Genomic DNA, 16,403 nt, shown 5'->3' on the forward strand with positions numbered 1-16,403 from the left:
AACCAGAAAATCTTTTTTGTTGTCTTGGGCGTGTGCTTTCCAGAACCGGCTTTTACGGGCGTCCTGCCCGGAAAAGCCTAACCATTCTCCCAGAATGGTTTTCTTTGTTGGGTGGTTAATTTGAGTTGAGAGAAACATTAAATCAACGAAGCTCAATTGATCGATGATCTCAGGGTAAAATTCATGGATGAATTTTAAGCTTTTCGTGAGCAGGAGCGAATAAAAGCGTCCCTGATTATGTGCGCTGAACTTAAACTTTAGGCCTTTTGGGGTACTTTTTCGGCCTTGAAAAAGTATCTGGGGCGCATTCGGAGATGGCAATGAGATCGGAGAAGTAATTGCGTCCCAAACCACAGAGCCCCCATTTCTCCCCCCAAACACCGGCATCACAAGTTTTACCTTCCCAGCCCCCGGCTCCGAAATATGACGCACTTTAAGGTGTGTGTCCTGATAAGCGCTATCAAGATAACCGCGAGTTATTACCGTCTGAGCCAGCTTGAATACTGGGTTTTGTCTAAGTGTGAAAGGGTTGATTTAGAAATTCTGATGCGGACCAAACACTTCGTAATGGATTCGATCTTCTGCCACACCAAGACCTAGTAACTGATCTTTGATAAACATCATAAAACCTACAGGGCCACATAAGTAGAAGTCTCCGTCTGTTAACGGTAGGATTTCAGCTACTTGAGCGAGCTGCATTTGTCCTGCTATAACCCGTTCTGCGTTCTCTGGTGCCCCGTCTTCTAACCAAGTGTAGTGAGTCAGTTTCAGTGTCTCAGTGAGACTTGCCACATGCTCTGCGAACGAATGCTGTTGTGGGTTACGACACGCATGTAGGTAGACGATTGGGTTTTGACTACCTTGGCTTGCCAGAGTATCCAACATTGCGTTCATCGGTGTTAAGCCAACTCCTGCCGAGATCAACACCACAGGACGCTTGTGTTCTTGGTAATGGAAGTCGCCCGCTGGCGGCATTAATTCGACTTCGTCACCCTCTTTAATGCCGTCGTGTAGATAGTTCGAGACTACGCCATTTTTGATGTCGTTTAGTTCACGTTTCACGCTAATTCGGTAGCTTTGGCCATTCGACGCAGTGGATAAGCTGTATTGGCGGATTTCATCGAACTCATGGTTACTTGGGTGAACTTTAATGCCTAAATATTGGCCCGGTAGATAATTTACGACACTGTTTCCATCAACAGGAACAAAAGTAAAGCTGGTGACCAACTCTGACTCCGTTTGTTTTTTCGCCACTCGGAATTTACGGAAACCCTCCCAGCCTCCATTTTTCGCTGCGTTGGCTTTATATAAGTCCCTTTCTATTTTGATAAAGATATCTGCCAGTTGCTGATAGGCCGCGACCCATGCTTCTTCGATCTCTGGGGTAAAGGCTTCACCCAGTCGTTCACGTAGGGTTTCGATCAAGTGATGACCGACGATAGCGTATTGATCGGGCTGGATATTGAAACTGGTGTGTTTATGAGCGATGCGCATTACGGCACTGGTCAGTATTTCTAAGTTATCAATGTGCGTCGCATACGCAGCAATGGCATTAAACAAGGCTGCTGGCTGCCGTCCGGTGGCTTGGTGAGACATATTAAAGACGTCTTTTAGCTCAGGGTTATGCGTGAACATACGGTGATAGAAATGCTGTGTGATGGCTGTACCCGCAGAGGCTAAAACTGGGATAGTGGCTTTGACTGTATCAATATGAGTTTGCGATAGCATAGAAAGTCCTTGTAAATATCAGGTTAATTCAGCTCCGGAACAAGAGCGATTTGATTTACTTATAGCGAACTTAATGCCAATTATTAAAAATATTTTAAATCAAAGCCTTACCTGTTTTTTTAAAATGATATAAGTCCATATGACTCTATTTACAAAGTGTCGTTATAATATGAATAAGTCATAATGACTAATTTATTGGATCTGTGAGTAAAGCGAATGATTGTGTAATCGAGGAAAGTGATTGAGTCCCAAACACCTGCATTACAAGTTTTCTCTTCTTAGCCTCCGGCTTCCAGATTTGACGCACAATTTCTTTTTCCTGTGGTTTGCTTGAATTGAGGAAGGTTATCGACTCCATTTTATGGCGTGTGTCCTGATAAGATTTTGAAAAAGTGCCTCTGGGGCATAAAGTTGTTAACATGAGGTCAGCATCTGGGGGGCTGGCTCTTTAAGGTACTGAAGGCATTAGGGTTGTGGGCGGTGTTAGTTACGATGAACGTCAGGGTGTTCTGATGTTACAAACAGTGGCGTGAAAGCTCTTCCCGCTCCAAAGGTTCGAGGAACGCCAAATGCAGCTCCTAATTATGGAACAATTACGGTTACGAAGGATGGAGTTGCGTTAGTCGGGCCTAAGCATCAGATACCAAGCAATTATGGCGAAATTGTTAATGGTAAATTTAAAGAGAGATTAAGAATCGACCCTGCTACACCTCCAGATCAGAAGGGGCCTAATTACTCTCATTATCATAAGAATGGTAAAGGGAAGCATTACAGTCCTAGAGAAGGAGATCCAGATCCGGGGTTTTGATTATGAATTATAGTAATAAATTTAATGAGTTACCGTGGCATGATTCGACGCTATTAAACATAGAGATTGACCGAAAGAAACTAGGTGAAAATGATAGCATTAAGCTGTCTATTAAATGGCCTGATGGTAATGAAAATGTGGTTGTTTTTAGTGATTGCTATTGTTTTGATGCCAAGATGAATTTTGGCATTGTTGCCGAAGAAAGTATCTTAAGTGCTGATTGTCGCAGTGACTGTGGAGAAATACCTGTAATAAAAAACAAGTGGGCCCTTTTAGGGGTAGAGTTAGATAACTTGCTTTGTTACACAATAAACACCAATTCGACAAATAGCTCTCTTAAAATATTAGCTTTATCAATGGATATAGTATGAGCCTGTATTGGTCATGGTTTAGAGATTGATTTTGAACTGTTTAAAGCCCGCACTATGCGGGCTTTTTAATGCGCAGCTTGCTGGATTACTGTATCTAACATCTCCATCACAAACTGCTGCTTCGCTCTTGGTAGCTGCCTGACCTGCGCGATCCGCTGGCCGAGTTCCTTATAAAGCTGCTTATCTTCGGGTGTCATCTGGCTGTTCCACAGTTGTGCTGAAGCCATAATCATTCCCCCTGTTTTGGGGGAGTCATGGCACGACTGGCTGATAAGGTGATAGAACGCATTAAGCGCGATGTCTCACTGGTACGCTTAGCAGAATCGCAGGAGTATCAGCTTAAAAAGCACGGCAAAGACTATGCCCTTAGCTGCCCCTCCTTTTGCCGCCAATGCTGACAGCCAAACCGTGCTGCGCCAGGTCATCGACTACTACCACGAAACCTTCAAAGAGGTTTGACGCACAATTCCGTTTTTCGGTTTCAGTGACATCAGTGCTCAGTGCGCCAGTTACTCTTGCCAAGATGCAAGCGTAACCAGAAGATCTTTTCTGTTTGGCGGCGTCGCACGTTGTCCAGAACCGGCTTTTACGGGCGTCCTGCCCGGAAAAGCCTAACCATTCTCCCGGAATGGTTTTCTTGGGCGGGTGGTTGTTTGAATTGGGTGAAATCTTTTTTAAGGCGAAGCTCAATTGATCGATGATCTCAGGGTAAAATTCAGGGATGAATTTTAAGCTTTTCGTGAGCAGGAGCGAATAAAAGCGTCCCTGATTATGTGCACTGAACTCAAACCCTAAGCATTTTGGGGTACTTTTTCTGCTGTGAAAAAGTACCTGGGGCGCAGGTGGAGATGGCAATGAGATCGGAAAAGTAATTGCGTCCCAAACCACAGAGCCCCCATTTCTCCCCCTAAACACTTGCATTACAAGTTTTCTCTTCTTAGCCTCCGGCTCCCAGATTTGACGCACAATTACGTTTTTCGGTTTCAGAGGCATCAGTGCTCCGTGCGCCAGTTCATCTTTCAAAGATGAAAGACGAACCAGAAAATCTTTTTTGTTGGCTTGGGCGTGTGCTTTCCAGAACCGGCTTTTACGGGCGTCCTGCCCGGAAAAGCCTAACCATTCTTCCATGAATGGTTTTCTTGGTTGAGTGGAGTTGGGTGAATCTTTTTGAAGCTAAATTGGTCAATGTGCTCAGGGGAAAATTCAAGGATGAATTTTCAGGATTGCTTGAGCAGGATGCGAATCAATCCGACCCTGATTCAGTGCGCTGAACTTAAACTTTAGGCCTTTTGGGGTACTTTTTCGGCCTTGAAAAAGTACCTGGGGCGCAGTCGGAGATGGCAATGAGATCGGAGAAGTAATTGCGTCCCAAACACCTGCATTACAATTTGATCTTCTTAGCCACCGGCCCCCAAATGCCGCACAATCAGCTATTCCCTAACAAAAAAACTTGAGCAGGACGCGAATCAATTTCTTATTGTCTCATGTCGTCGTTACTTCAATATTGGCGACTACTTTTAGCATGCGGATAAAAGCGTCCACGGACGCTACGGAGGCTGACTCATGCATGGTGTGATAGCCAATGGTCGGTATCTGGATGGTGGTGCCGTCCACCAAGCCATTCGATGCGGCAATGATACGGCCAAGCTCGGTACTGCCTAATGATGTCGGTGGCAAGCCTTGTTCGGCGCGCTTGGCATTTTCTTCTTCCACATAACGGTTTTTATACTGGTAACTAATCTTGTTTTTCACACATAGGTTTTCAAGTAGCTGGGTACTTTCTTGATTGAATGTCGCGTTGGCGTCTTTTTTTCTTAAAACGATAAGTTGTTCATTGGCGGCCTCTACATTCGGGAATGGGCTGGTATCGACTACAAATAAGCGGTTCGTGGAGCCGCCAAAGCGACGGAACCACTCCAGTAAGTAGCGCCAGCTTTTACCGGATTCCTCTTGGGCGGTGAAGAAGGCGGTACCTTTAAAGCCATGATCGAAAAGGTGGACCAGCGCAGCGGCTGAAATAACATTATCAAGCTGGCCTTCTAAGCGATTATCGACCTGATGTAATTGGTCATTGAATGCAATCGGGGTACCGGCCACGACGCTCTCTAACCCTTTGGTCTCAAAAATTAAGTTGTTACGGAATTCACACACATAAGCGCTGTTGATGATGCCTTTGCCACAGTACATTCCTGACCAAGGCTCATAGGCGTAGACTTCTTCATGGTTGAAGCGCTCTGTCACCTTTGTCATGAGTTCTTCCGACACCGAGTTGTTCAGCAAATCTGTGCGGTTCGCCGATACAAACGCGGCGTACTGGAACTCATTGGGGCCGGTACAGACCAAACCATGCCGGTCAATATGGGCGGAAAACATGGTGCTGAACGGGTCACTGCCCTGAGCGACCAATAGACCTTCATACCAAGTCACTTTTGCGCCGCGTTCTTCCAGCTCACGTTGCAGGACACGAAAAAAAGAATGCTCTGCACCCACGACGCTCGGGGCACGAATCAGCAGTTTAAGCAGGTCGATAAAATGATCACTGGGCATATATAGCGCTCCAATCAAGAGAGAGTCTTTCGTTTTATAAACTGAATTTACCAAATAACATACTCTTTTTATGATTTTGTAACCATTTTTTAACTATCCTTAAAATAGCGACTAACCTTTGGGGGGCTCTGTGCCGCCAGTAACGCTTACAGAGATGCAAGCGTCATTAATTCGAGGAGATGTTGCGATAGGTTTAGGGCGTGTGTCCCGATAAGCACGTTAAGACTCGTCCTGATTACTGAGATATTGGCAGCACCTACCAATATCTCACTTGGGGGCTTTAGAGAAAAACACCGCCTTGAGTGCTAAGCGATGTTAGCTCTCGTTTTTGGAGACAATCCAGTGAAAAGGCTTCTTCTTTGATTTGAATTGAGCTGATACCTCGCCGGCATAGACTTGTTTTATCTCTTGTTCATGACCGTCTACTTCTATCCTTTCTGGCTGCAAATTTAGTTTTTTTACCACGCCCGTGTCAGATAAATTGACTTTGTTCAGATCGATCCAAAAGACATTAGGGCTGAGGGCCGAATCGAAGTAGTAGCGTAAATTTTTTTGATCAGCCACGGTGCGCCATATGGTTGAGGCTTCGTTGGGTTTATTCGGATCGGGGTTTTTGATATTGAGCGGAGCTGATGTATTACGCAAGATGGACAGTGTGGTCGCTGCCGCTGAAGCATCGTCAGGGTCACGCGCTGCCTGAGCGTTTTTCAGATAGAAATCCGCGCGCGCGAAGCGATCCGCTGAGCGGCTTGTGCCCGGCAACATTTTCCAGCCGTCTCCCTGTTCCCAATAGCGATTAATGGCGAGTTGTTGGTCGAAGGTTGGGGAATTGGTCATCACGGTATATTCACTGCCATGGTGAATATGGAGCTTACCTTGAATGTATTCAAAGATGGCCGAGTCGCCGCTGGGGTCAGAAATGGATAAGTGACCGGTGGCTTTATGATCTCCAAGAGGCACCATGGCATCGGCTATATGAAAAGGTGCCTCATAAAAAATCTTCCCATTAGCATCTTTTTTTTCTAAGGCTGCTACTGCTTCGTTCACTGATTCATAGTTATCGAGCACATACTGTGCCCAAGCGGTCACCGCCAGTTCAGGTTTTCCGTTCGGCTTACCATAATCGGCTTCATTGAGATATAGGAAGTTGGCAACCAAGCCTTTTTCATTGATGCCATCTGCGGTGGCTCCATGAAAGGCAGACGCGATGACAGAGCCGTATTTTGATTCCCACTTGATTGCGTTAGGTATATCCCCGCCAGTGCGTTGCATGCCTTTAGGAAATATCCATAAATCGGTCTGTGTATCGATGTACCAATCCATGCTACGGGCGGTAAAGAAGCCCGCTTTGTTCTGTACTGTTTCATGTGTGTCGGTGCTCACCGCATTGTGATAAAGGATTCGAGTACAGGCATCCGCGGGAGGAGTGAGAGCAAGAGCCAAGCTGGTGAGTGGAAAAACTAAGCGAAATCTCATATGAAATATCCTTAATAATTATGCTGTTTAAGAAAATGGGATGTACCACCATGGGTGAGTCGGGGTAGGGGCATGACTGCTTTTCTATGACGCCTAAAATGAGGTTATGACACAATTTTGCAGATTGCTATTAAATCTGTTGAATAATAGGTTCGGCGCTGTTTGGGAAAATGATTGTTGTTGGGTGGGGTATACCGTCGGGATTTTCAGATTTTTAATATAAAACACGATGCATTTTGGGTTTTTCGATTGTACTGAGTATCTGTGCGCCAGTAACGCATGAAGAGAGACGCTTGCGCAGATGCAAGCGTCATCAGAGCGTGATTCAAGGTGGTATCGCGATAGGTTTAGGGCGTGTGTCCCGATAAGCACGCCTCTTGTCAGCATTGAATGCCTTTATGCAAGCTGAAAGCGTGCAGACACCTCGCTTAGGCTTCGGCTCGTGGATTTGAGCTCCTCACTGAGTTTTTCTGTGTCGTGTACACTGCGATGAATATCCTGAGACATTTGGTGAATTTCATGAATACTGTTCGCCAGCTCTTTCGCCACATCCAGTTGTTGCTCGGTCGCCGCGGCAATCATGTGGCCCATGCCATCAATGGTTGTTGCAGAGGTCATGACATGCCCGATACTTTCTTGGCTGCTGCGAGCTTTTTCGAGCCCTGATTGCATCTGAGTCTGGCTGTTGGCCATGGTGTTTACGGCTTGTTCTGCATGATTTTGAATGACATTGATGGTCTGATTGATTTCATCAATAGAGTCTTGCGTTTTTTGTGCTAAGGAGCGAATTTCATTGGCTACCACTGCGAAACCGCGGCCCGCTTCTCCGGCCCGGGCTGCCTCGATAGCAGCATTGAGCGCCAGTAAATTGGTTTGCTCTGTGATGTTGCGAATGACTTGAGAAATCATTTCGATGCCGGCGCTGTCATTTTTCAGCGCTTGAGTCACGGTTGAGGCTTCGGAAATCGCCCCGGAAAGTGATTCTGTTTGGTTGAGCGACGCTTGGATGACGTTTTGGCTGTTGGTTGCATGGCCTTTGACATCCGCTGCGCTTTGGGCGGCTGTTACCGTATGCTGAGCGACGTCGGCAAAGCTCGCTTGCAATTGCGACATCGCCGATGCCACTGTGCTGATTTCGCTTTTCTGCTGATCGAGGCGCAGCGTCGTATTGGCCATTCTTTCCAACATGGTTTGACTGGCATTCTCGACAATCTGAGTGTTTCGCTGCACGCCTTCTGCCAAGCGATAGATCCCTTGTTGCATTTGATCAAATGAATGTGCGGCGCGTCCTAATTCATCGTCAGCGAACTGGGTTAATGCTAAGCGAGTGCGCAAATCACCTTTTTCTACCGTATTCATTTGCTCAATCAGTACACTCAAGGGCTTATTGACTTTGCGGGTCAGTAAGACACCGAAAATGATCAAAAACAGCAGTAAGACTACGCCAACAATGGCCTCAATCACCATGGCACGCTCCATTGCGCTCGATTCTTGATCTTTCATGGTGATGCCTTGCTTTAATAATGTTTCTTGCAAGTCACTCAGAGAATCAACGATGGTATTAAACGGTGCGAGCATCGGCCCTAGCATCTCCACGCGTGCTTTATCGATTTCACCTTGATCGATCAAAGAGAGGTAGTGGTTTTGCATGTCACGATACGCATTAATCCGAGTTTGCACGGTTTCCATAAAGCGTTTCATGTCTGTGGTATCGGCTACTTCACGAAAACGTTTCAACGATGCGGCTACTTTTTTGTCGTTCTCATCGATGGTTTTTTGAATGTCTCGGTGAGCACTGGCGCTGGTGGTCAGGCCGTAATCCAAGGCAAAACGACGGTAGGTGACCGTATAGAAGCGCAAATCAGAAAGCACGGATTGCACTTGTAAGTTATGGGTGACAAGGGTATTGAAGTGATCGCGCACATTACTGATGACGACAATCAGGTAGATCCCCAAAGCAAAGACCATAGTGATGGCGATGCCAAAGCCCCATTGCATTGCTCTGGCAATTGATATTCTTGATAACATGTCTATTTCTCCCCCATAGACTGATGATGAGATCTATTATCAAGAATTTATTTCAATAAATAAATTACATTGTATGAATTAAATCAATAGGGTTTTCCTATCAATGGTGGGGTGTGTGTCCTTGTAAGGTAGCCTTTGATCAATGCCGGAGCGTCCCAAACCTCAATTCAACATTTTACCTTTCCAGTCACCGGTGCCGAAAGGGATGGTAGGGCGTGTGTCCTCGTAAGGATATGCTGGCAGGAACCAAAAAATGCAGCACTCAGGCTGCATTTTTCGTGGTCAGCAAATCATTAATAGTCAGACTCAAAGGCGCCTAAATCAGGTGCGACGCCTTTATAACCGTCACCGGTATAGATACCGGCATCAATTAAATCGCTGCCTTTTTTCAGCAGCGCATATTTGATCCTCGGCAGAGAGCCGTCGGCTTGGCGGGGATACATCAACTCACGTTCATCCAGACGGACAAAATCTTTTGAGGTGATGGTGACGGGGAGGTTGAAGTAGTTGTAAATGAGGTCATTCTCAGTGCTGTTACCCAGATTGATCACTTCGTTGTGACCGTCAAATCCTAAGTTATTGCGCATGTAATGGCCGTAGCCTTTGACATCGGTTCGGTTGTCATCAAGCGTTGATAACATGTTGTAATTTGCGCTTTGGTTACGGATTGAGGTGTTATTGATCCAGTTCTGACCACCGATATGGTGATTGGCGTAAAAGCCAGCAGAGCGGTTACGTACCGCTAAGTTGTAGCGGATCGTGTGACGCGGGATCACACTTGGTGTTGCGCTGCCGTTACGCCCATAACCACCGGCTTTAAAACCATTGCCATCGCCCAGTCTGGTAAAGTCTTGCCCGTAACCGTTGTAAAAAGCCCAGCTATATTCAATGGTAACAGCAGCATCTGCGTTGATTAAGTCAACCCCGTCGTCACTGTTAAACCAAGCGCGTGAATGGCTGATGACATTCCCGGTGTAAGACGCTGAGGTCGGGTGAGCCCCAAAGCCATCGACGTTACCGTCCGAGTAATGGTTTAATCCGCGGTTGTTGTATGCATCGACATTGAGAACATAGTTGTTACTGCCGGCAACCAAGTACCAGCCAATAGCCATGCCGTCATGAATTGCTAAGTTTTCGAAACGGTTACCATTGCCTTTGTTGATCATAAACGCTTCAGACTGCGTACGGTGATCAGCGATAGTGACTTGTACGCCAACCACATCGAAGCCTTTAAACACGCAGTTATCCGCCCGTACCATGAATGCCGTGTTGCGATAGTTGGCCGGTTTAACATTCGAAAAATCAAACACCGGACGCTCGGAACCATAGTTAATATAGCTGATGTTGTCTTTGGTGATATTGTTAACGATGGCACGAATATTCTGGTGTTGAGTAATATTCGAATCATTTAGATAGTAAGTCCCCCCGCGGATATAGACAGTATCACCTGCTGAAGCCGCCGATTGTGCCGCCATAATGGTTTTTAATGGTGATGAGAGTGTGCCTGAATTGCTGTCTGAACCATAAGGCGCAATATAGAGGTTTTTGGCAAACCCTAAATTGCTGACAGCGATTAGCATCGATAAGGAAATGATTTTGAATTTCATAATTGATCCATACGTTATAAATTGCATATCTAAAATAGATGGATTGATCAATAAAATCGATCAATTAAGAAACGATGTTTCATTTTTCTGAATCGTTGTCACTGTTGTGTATGGCTGACTCCCAACAGTGACATGAAGATAAACAGATGTGAATTTTCACGAGCCGAGTCGGATTGGTGCAACCTATAAGAATAAAAAACACCGATATTTCTGACTGCCATTGACAGTGATAGGAAATATCGGTGTTCAAGATATTGAATCAGTTGGTGAATAACCTGATTGTGCAGAGATTAGAATGGCAAGCCCTGATTAATGGTAATAGAACGTTCGACCATACGATAATCGGTATGCTGGGCTTGATATACACCACTTGCAATGATAAATGGTTGATTGCCGTCTGTTCCGGTACTTTCAATCACACCGTATCCCGATGCTGGTTGACTGCTTTTTTCCAAGCAAAATATAGCCGTTTTATGGGGTTGCAAAGTAAATGGTGTGTTGAGTGCTGTAATCACTTTTGCCTGACCGAAAGGCCCGGTATAGAGATCACCATTCTCATCATAAAAATTGACGGTGATACTGGCATCGACATTGGATACATTTGAAATTCTGTAACAAGACAATGCGCCATTCCATACATTGAATGTCGGAATATAAGCGGTACCTGCCAGAGCCAGTCCCGGAGATAAGCATAAAGCTAGTACTGCTGCTTTGATTGTTTTCATTGAAAATCCTCTTGATATTATTACTGTTTTAAATCAGTCAATGAATATATTGAGTTTTGTATTAAAAGCAATTCATTGAATAAGGTTATGCGATATGTATCATTTTATGTCGTGAGTTGAACATTATTTATCCTCTCGTTGCAACAAACGAAAATCACTCGAGTCCTCACTGAACGAAGTTCACATCGCTTTAAAAAACAACACTTCTTATCAATAGTTAAATGAGAAACTATTGCAATAATATATGGGTATTGATATGTTATAACGTATCAATTAATGATAGTTTACTCATTTTAGTATGAAAAAAATATTACTTATCATCGTAGTTGGCATCATTGCTATCGCGATATATCAGCATCGTCAGTCTCAAAATAATACCCAACTTACTATTTCCGGCCCGTTTGAATTTAACGGCACGGAGTTGTCGCGTGACGGATTTCTCTATAGCCGTCTCGGAGTCACCGAGTCTTTAACGCACCTCATGCCCGATGGGACGGTGCAACCGTTATTAGCGACCGAATGGCGCTCATCGGATGATGGCCTGAAATGGCATTTTCGTGTTCGCTCAGGTGTCCGGTTTCATGATGGTGCACTGCTGAATGCTGAAGCGGTACGACAGAATTTAGAATATGCGCGTACGCAACCGGGGGTGATCCGGCAGGTGCCGATTCAGGCGATTACTGTTAAAAATGAAACATTAGTGATTGCGCTATCCCGGCCTTACAGTCCGCTCTTGAGTGTACTGGCGCATTACAGTCTGGGAATGGTTTCCCCTGCAACGCTGGGGAAAATAGCGCAAGGTGATGAAACAGATAAAGGACAGGCACCGTCAGCCGTGATTGGGACCGGGGCATATCAGGTGGCTATGGCTCATCCGCCACATAAGATCGAAGTGACGCAAAACCCGGACTATTGGGGCGAGCCGGCGCATATTCAGTCGGTCAGTTATCTGGCGGGGCACCGGAGTGAAAGCCGGGCGCTGTTGGTGCGTAGTGGTCAGGCAAATATTGCTTATTCAGTTGATCCGATCAGTCGTGAAGGACTGAAGCAATCGGAGCAGGTGAGTGTTCAGTCACTTGCGTTGCCCCGGACAGTGTTGCTGAAACTGAACCTCGGTCACCCACAGTTACGTCATCTGGCAGTTCGGCAGGCGATTAGTCTGGCACTGGATCGTGAAGGAATGGCATCAACGGTGCTGCGTTTGCCGGGGTCAGCCGCTTATCAGCTTTTCTCACCTTCACAGTCTGATTGGTATCTCGACAACCTGCATGAGAAACGTAACCTGCAAAAGGCCAAAACATTGATGATGCAGCAAGGGTGGTCTTACGATAATCAAGGCTGGTTAGTGCGTGATGGTCAACCATTCACGCTAACGTTAACGACCTATGCCAATCGCCCTGAATTACCCGTTTTGGCAACCAGTATTCAGAACCAGCTGGCACTGCTGGGGATTCAGGTCAATGTCAGTATTGATAATGCCAGTGCGATTCCGGCCAAGCATCATGACAATACCCTCGATATGGCGCTGATTGCGCGCAACTTCGGTATGATGGGCACTCCGCTGCCGATTCTTTATGATGATTTCTCTTCACCGCAGGGCAGTGACTGGGGTCATATGAACTGGGATTCTCCGCAAATTCGCGCCATTCTGACTCAACTTCTGAGTGAGTCTGATCCACATGTCGCCCGGCAGTTGTCTCAGCAGGTTGCCCGAATCATGGCGGATCAACTGCCGGTGATTCCGATTGCGTACAGCCAGCAACTGATTGCGGTCAACAACCGGGTGTCCGGATTCTCGTTTGACCCGTATGAAATTGATTATCGTCTCAAGGAAATGCAACTTCATGATTAATTTATTATTGCGCCGCTTTTGCCAGCTGATCTTTGTCGGTTGGTCGGTCGGCACGGTGACGTTTGTGATGATGAAATGCCTGCCGGGAGATATGGCATTTCGCATTGCTGCGGCTCGTTATGGTTACGACTATGTCAATTTACAGGCCGCGCAGCGCGTGGCAGCAGATCTCGGCCTGAATCGTCCGGTGTGGGAACAGTATCTGAGCTGGATGTGGGACTTAGCCCACTTTAATCTGGGGCAGTCGATGATCAGCGGTGAGTCGGTGACTGAGAAAATTATGCACCACTTGGGCTATTCATTATGGCTGGCAGCCGTTGCGCTGGGATTATCGCTATTGATCGCTTTTCCTGTCGGCCTCTACTGTGCGCGTCGTGCCGGACAGTGGCATGACAGGGTCACGTTACTGATTTCCAGTTTTATGCGGGCTCAGCCGGTATTTTTGATCGGGTTGGTACTGATCTTATGTTTTGCGTTAAAGCTTGATTTATTACCTGTGGCAGGGTTCGGCCGGTTTGAACATGTGTTACTCCCGGCTTTGGCGCTGGCTTTATCTCTGGCTGCCTTATCGAATCGCATGATTCGCAATACTGCCAAGCGTATTTTTGAGGCACCGTTTTATCAATTTGCTCGGCTGAAAGGCCTGAGTGAAACACAGGCTTATGCGCATCACGGTCAGCGCAATATTACGTTACCGCTACTGGCATTTATTGGTGTGCAAGCCGTGGGGCTGGTGGAAGGGATTGTGATGATTGAATCACTGTTTTCCTGGCCGGGTATCGGTCATGCATTGTCTCATGCGATTTTCGGCCGTGATATTCCGGTGATTCAAGGGGCTGCATTGGTCATGGGGTTACTGTTTGTGGTGATTAATACCGGGGTTGATCTGGTTCAGTACCACTTTGATCCGCGTTATCGTCGCTCGGTTGCAGGAGGGATCGCATGAAACTTTATCGGACGCAGTGGATCGGCCTGTCGATCCTGACGACGTTGTTGGTTTTTGTTTTGATTGAAAAGCTCTGGCTCAACGGGGATATTGCCCGTCAGCAGCTTGAGCTTGCTTTTGCCGGACCAAACTGGCAAGAGATTCTCGGCACCGATCATTACGGGCGCAGTAACGCGGCACGGCTTGCCGATGCAATTATGAACTCGTTGTTGATGGCTGGCTTATGTGTCATGACTGCATCATTGCTCGGTACGCTTTCCGGTGTCTGGGCCGGATGGCACAAAGGCTGGGTTGACCGTGTTTTTTCGCTGTGGGTCAATATTGTAATGGCACTGCCGGGGTTGATTCTGGTTTTGCTATTCGGCGCGATTTTCCCGGGGTCATTTTTCTTTCTCTTCATTGCTATCTCCATCACGATGTGGGCTGATTACTTCCGGGTCATCCGCAGCCAGACACAGGCCGTTGTGCTCTCCGATGCGTTTGAGTCTTCTCGTCTGTTCGGCTTCAGCCGCTGGTATCTGTTTTATCGTCACATCTGGCCGGAAATACGCAGTGATGTGTATACCTTGTCCTGTTTCGGAGCCGGTCATGCGATTTTATCGCTGGCAGCACTCGGCTTTTTGTATGTCGGGCTGCGTCCGCCCCATGCCGAGTTAGGCATGATGATGGTGGAACTGTTTCGTTACTATGATCAGGGTTTTTGGGTATTGCTTCAGCCGATTGTGGTGGTGTCACTGCTGATTTTCTCTTTTCATTTGCTGGCACAGGGAGGTTCACGGACATGACCCCATTACTTGAAATTCGGGCATTATCTGTCTGGCAGGGTGAACGGCGTATGGTCGGGCCGGTCTCATTGACACTGGCTCATGCAGAATCCTTGACCATTCTCGGGGAAACCGGTGCGGGCAAGAGTTTGTTGTTGAAGGCGATAATCGGTGCGTTGCCGGCATCTTTTTCCAGTCAGGGGGAAGTGCGGTGGTCAGGGCAGGCTTTGCACACGATGTCTGCCGATGAACGGGAAAACTTATGGGGACGGGTATTTTCTATTTTGCCTCAGGAGCCCTCGTTAGCCCTTGACCCGTTAATGCCATTGTCCCGGCAAGCAGAAGAAGTGCCCGCGTTGTTACGTAATCAGGATGCGGCAACATGCCGCACTCAGACAGCACAATTATTTGACGCTGTCGGGCTTTCCGGCCATGAGCAGAAGTTTCCGGTTCAGCTTTCGGGTGGAATGGCACAGCGTGGGGCTTATGTCTGTGCCGTCAGTGGCGGTGGTGAAATTCTGATTGCCGATGAGCCGACCAAAGGGCTGGATGATCACAACCGTGAACGTCTGATTGAGATGTTACAACAGTACCGTCAGCAAGGGGCGTTATTGACGGTGACACATGATATCGAAGTTGCGGAACAACTCGGCGGCACCATCATTGTCATTCAGCAAGGTCATGTGGTTGAGCAGGGGTCGGCAAGCACGGTACTTTGTGACCCGCAACATGCTTACACCCGTCAGTTGATCACTGCCCATCCGCGTCACTGGCCGGTCATGAACCGCCATCAGACGGGGGCGGTGTTATTGCGCGTTCATCAGTTAACAATGGCGGTTGAGAACCGGGTGTTGTTTGAGGATTTGTCTTTTGAACTCCATGCCGGGGAAGTGCTGGGGATCCGCGGGCCGAGCGGATGCGGTAAATCAACTTTGTGTCAGGCGGTGCTTGGTTTACGGACACCGCTTGCGGGGGAGATTGAATATCTGCAACCGCTGGGTGTCGGACAGAAACTCAAACTCTATCAGGATCCGCCCGGTGCATTTGCCTCGCATGTCAGTTTAGGCACGCTGATAGATGATATTTGCCGTCGTTATCAGATTGCTGATGCGGTGCCGCAGGCGCTGATGAAGCGGCTCCATTTAGACCCGAAATTATTGCAGCAGTCCGCCAGTCAGGTTTCCGGCGGTGAATTACAGCGGTTTGCGATTTTGCGGGTCTTGTTGCTCAAACCAAAGTTACTCATCGCAGATGAGCCGACCACGCGGTTAGACCCGTCCACCGCTCAGGAAACGCTGGCGCTGATCTTAGAGGCGACCCGGGAGATAAATTGTGCGCTGTTACTGGTCAGCCATGAGCAGAGTCTGTTAGAGAAGGTGTGTCATCGGGTGATCGAATTAGCACCGGAGCCGACGGTCAGTGATGAAGATGACCCGCTGGCCGCTCAGCCGGTGATGGTTACCGGTTAATTCCGGATGAAAAGTTGATTGAGAGCATCAAAAAGGCCCGAGTCTTCGGGCCTGCTGTTTGTTTCATCTCTTACACGTGTTT

Annotated in this window: 14 protein-coding genes; 5 read left to right on the plus strand and 9 right to left on the minus strand. The window is 47.2% G+C overall.

Annotated features, from left to right (window positions below; translation table 11 throughout):
- Together VRK_RS21405 and hmpA are read right to left on the minus strand one after the other, a co-directional pair.
- Positions 1-390, minus strand: a 390-nt coding sequence (locus VRK_RS21405) for a hypothetical protein (protein WP_231735740.1), incomplete at its 3' end; no start/stop codon positions are given.
- Positions 391-534: 144 nt separating this feature from the next.
- Positions 535-1,728: an NO-inducible flavohemoprotein gene (hmpA, locus tag VRK_RS04985; RefSeq protein WP_059120361.1), complete on the minus strand. Its 1,194-nt coding sequence runs from the start codon at positions 1,726-1,728 to the stop codon at positions 535-537.
- Between the two features lie 810 nt (positions 1,729-2,538).
- Here hmpA and VRK_RS20570 point away from each other — a divergent pair.
- Positions 2,539-2,907, plus strand: a complete 369-nt coding sequence (locus VRK_RS20570; RefSeq protein ID WP_082671314.1) for a hypothetical protein — start codon at positions 2,539-2,541, stop codon at positions 2,905-2,907.
- Between the two features lie 65 nt (positions 2,908-2,972).
- Here VRK_RS20570 and VRK_RS21200 read toward each other — a convergent pair whose 3' ends face one another.
- The 7 genes from VRK_RS21200 to VRK_RS05025 all read right to left on the minus strand — a co-directional run bounded on the left by VRK_RS21200 (position 2,973) and on the right by VRK_RS05025 (position 11,290).
- The gene (locus VRK_RS21200; protein WP_197413169.1) at positions 2,973-3,134 is read right to left on the minus strand and encodes a hypothetical protein; all 162 of its coding nucleotides are present in this window, start codon (positions 3,132-3,134) and stop codon (positions 2,973-2,975) included.
- Positions 3,135-3,273: 139 nt separating this feature from the next.
- Entirely contained in the window at positions 3,274-4,035 is a 762-nt protein-coding gene (locus VRK_RS05000; protein ID WP_059120363.1) for a hypothetical protein, read from the minus strand.
- A 354-nt stretch (positions 4,036-4,389) separates the two neighbouring features.
- The gene (locus VRK_RS05005; RefSeq protein WP_197413055.1) at positions 4,390-5,472 is read right to left on the minus strand and encodes a zinc-binding metallopeptidase family protein; all 1,083 of its coding nucleotides are present in this window, start codon (positions 5,470-5,472) and stop codon (positions 4,390-4,392) included.
- A 297-nt stretch (positions 5,473-5,769) separates the two neighbouring features.
- Positions 5,770-6,930 (minus strand): linear amide C-N hydrolase, encoded by a 1,161-nt coding sequence (locus VRK_RS05010; RefSeq protein WP_059120365.1) that lies wholly within the window; start codon positions 6,928-6,930, stop codon positions 5,770-5,772.
- A gap of 396 nt (positions 6,931-7,326) precedes the next feature.
- Entirely contained in the window at positions 7,327-8,958 is a 1,632-nt protein-coding gene (locus tag VRK_RS05015; protein WP_059120366.1) for a methyl-accepting chemotaxis protein, read from the minus strand.
- A gap of 293 nt (positions 8,959-9,251) precedes the next feature.
- Positions 9,252-10,565, minus strand: coding sequence for a right-handed parallel beta-helix repeat-containing protein (locus VRK_RS05020; RefSeq protein WP_197413056.1), 1,314 nt, complete (start codon positions 10,563-10,565; stop codon positions 9,252-9,254).
- Between the two features lie 290 nt (positions 10,566-10,855).
- Complete coding sequence (locus VRK_RS05025; protein ID WP_059120367.1) at positions 10,856-11,290, minus strand: hypothetical protein; 435 nt, start codon at positions 11,288-11,290, stop codon at positions 10,856-10,858.
- Positions 11,291-11,588: 298 nt separating this feature from the next.
- Here VRK_RS05025 and VRK_RS05030 point away from each other — a divergent pair, with 298 nt between their 5' ends.
- From VRK_RS05030 to VRK_RS05045, 4 genes are read left to right on the plus strand one after another with little or no spacing between them, the layout of a single operon-like run.
- On the plus strand, positions 11,589-13,142 hold the full coding sequence (locus VRK_RS05030) for an ABC transporter substrate-binding protein (RefSeq protein ID WP_059120368.1): 1,554 nt from the start codon (positions 11,589-11,591) through the stop codon (positions 13,140-13,142).
- Positions 13,135-14,088 carry an ABC transporter permease gene (locus tag VRK_RS05035; protein WP_059120369.1) on the plus strand — a complete coding sequence of 318 codons (954 nt, stop codon included), beginning with the start codon at positions 13,135-13,137 and terminating at the stop codon, positions 14,086-14,088. The genes VRK_RS05030 and VRK_RS05035 overlap by 8 nt, the downstream gene beginning before the upstream one ends.
- A complete protein-coding gene (locus VRK_RS05040) occupies positions 14,085-14,873 on the plus strand; it encodes an ABC transporter permease (RefSeq protein ID WP_059120370.1) in 789 nt (262 codons plus the stop codon). Before VRK_RS05035 ends, VRK_RS05040 begins: the two co-directional genes overlap by 4 nt.
- Complete coding sequence (locus VRK_RS05045) at positions 14,870-16,321, plus strand: ABC transporter ATP-binding protein (protein WP_082671315.1); 1,452 nt, start codon at positions 14,870-14,872, stop codon at positions 16,319-16,321. The genes VRK_RS05040 and VRK_RS05045 overlap by 4 nt, the downstream gene beginning before the upstream one ends.
- Positions 16,322-16,403 lie beyond the last annotated feature (82 nt).

The sequence above is a fragment of the Vibrio sp. MEBiC08052 genome, assembly GCF_001506075.1.
In the GTDB taxonomy this organism is placed as follows: Bacteria; Pseudomonadota; Gammaproteobacteria; order Enterobacterales; family Vibrionaceae; genus Vibrio.

Excerpts from the sequence above, each read along its gene's own strand:
- VRK_RS05015 (WP_059120366.1), bottom strand. The coding sequence starts at position 8,958 with ATGTTATCAAGAATATCAATTGCCAGAGCAATGCAATGGGGCTTTGGC.
- VRK_RS05035 (WP_059120369.1), top strand. The coding sequence starts at position 13,135 with ATGATTAATTTATTATTGCGCCGCTTTTGCCAGCTGATCTTTGTCGGT.
- VRK_RS05010 (WP_059120365.1), bottom strand. The coding sequence starts at position 6,930 with ATGAGATTTCGCTTAGTTTTTCCACTCACCAGCTTGGCTCTTGCTCTC.
- VRK_RS05030 (WP_059120368.1), top strand. The coding sequence starts at position 11,589 with ATGAAAAAAATATTACTTATCATCGTAGTTGGCATCATTGCTATCGCG.
- VRK_RS21200 (WP_197413169.1), bottom strand. The coding sequence starts at position 3,134 with ATGGCTTCAGCACAACTGTGGAACAGCCAGATGACACCCGAAGATAAG.
- VRK_RS05025 (WP_059120367.1), bottom strand. The coding sequence starts at position 11,290 with ATGAAAACAATCAAAGCAGCAGTACTAGCTTTATGCTTATCTCCGGGA.
- VRK_RS05000 (WP_059120363.1), bottom strand. The coding sequence starts at position 4,035 with ATGGAAGAATGGTTAGGCTTTTCCGGGCAGGACGCCCGTAAAAGCCGG.
- VRK_RS20570 (WP_082671314.1), top strand. The coding sequence starts at position 2,539 with ATGAATTATAGTAATAAATTTAATGAGTTACCGTGGCATGATTCGACG.
- VRK_RS05045 (WP_082671315.1), top strand. The coding sequence starts at position 14,870 with ATGACCCCATTACTTGAAATTCGGGCATTATCTGTCTGGCAGGGTGAA.
- VRK_RS05020 (WP_197413056.1), bottom strand. The coding sequence starts at position 10,565 with ATGAAATTCAAAATCATTTCCTTATCGATGCTAATCGCTGTCAGCAAT.
- VRK_RS05040 (WP_059120370.1), top strand. The coding sequence starts at position 14,085 with ATGAAACTTTATCGGACGCAGTGGATCGGCCTGTCGATCCTGACGACG.
- hmpA (WP_059120361.1), bottom strand. The coding sequence starts at position 1,728 with ATGCTATCGCAAACTCATATTGATACAGTCAAAGCCACTATCCCAGTT.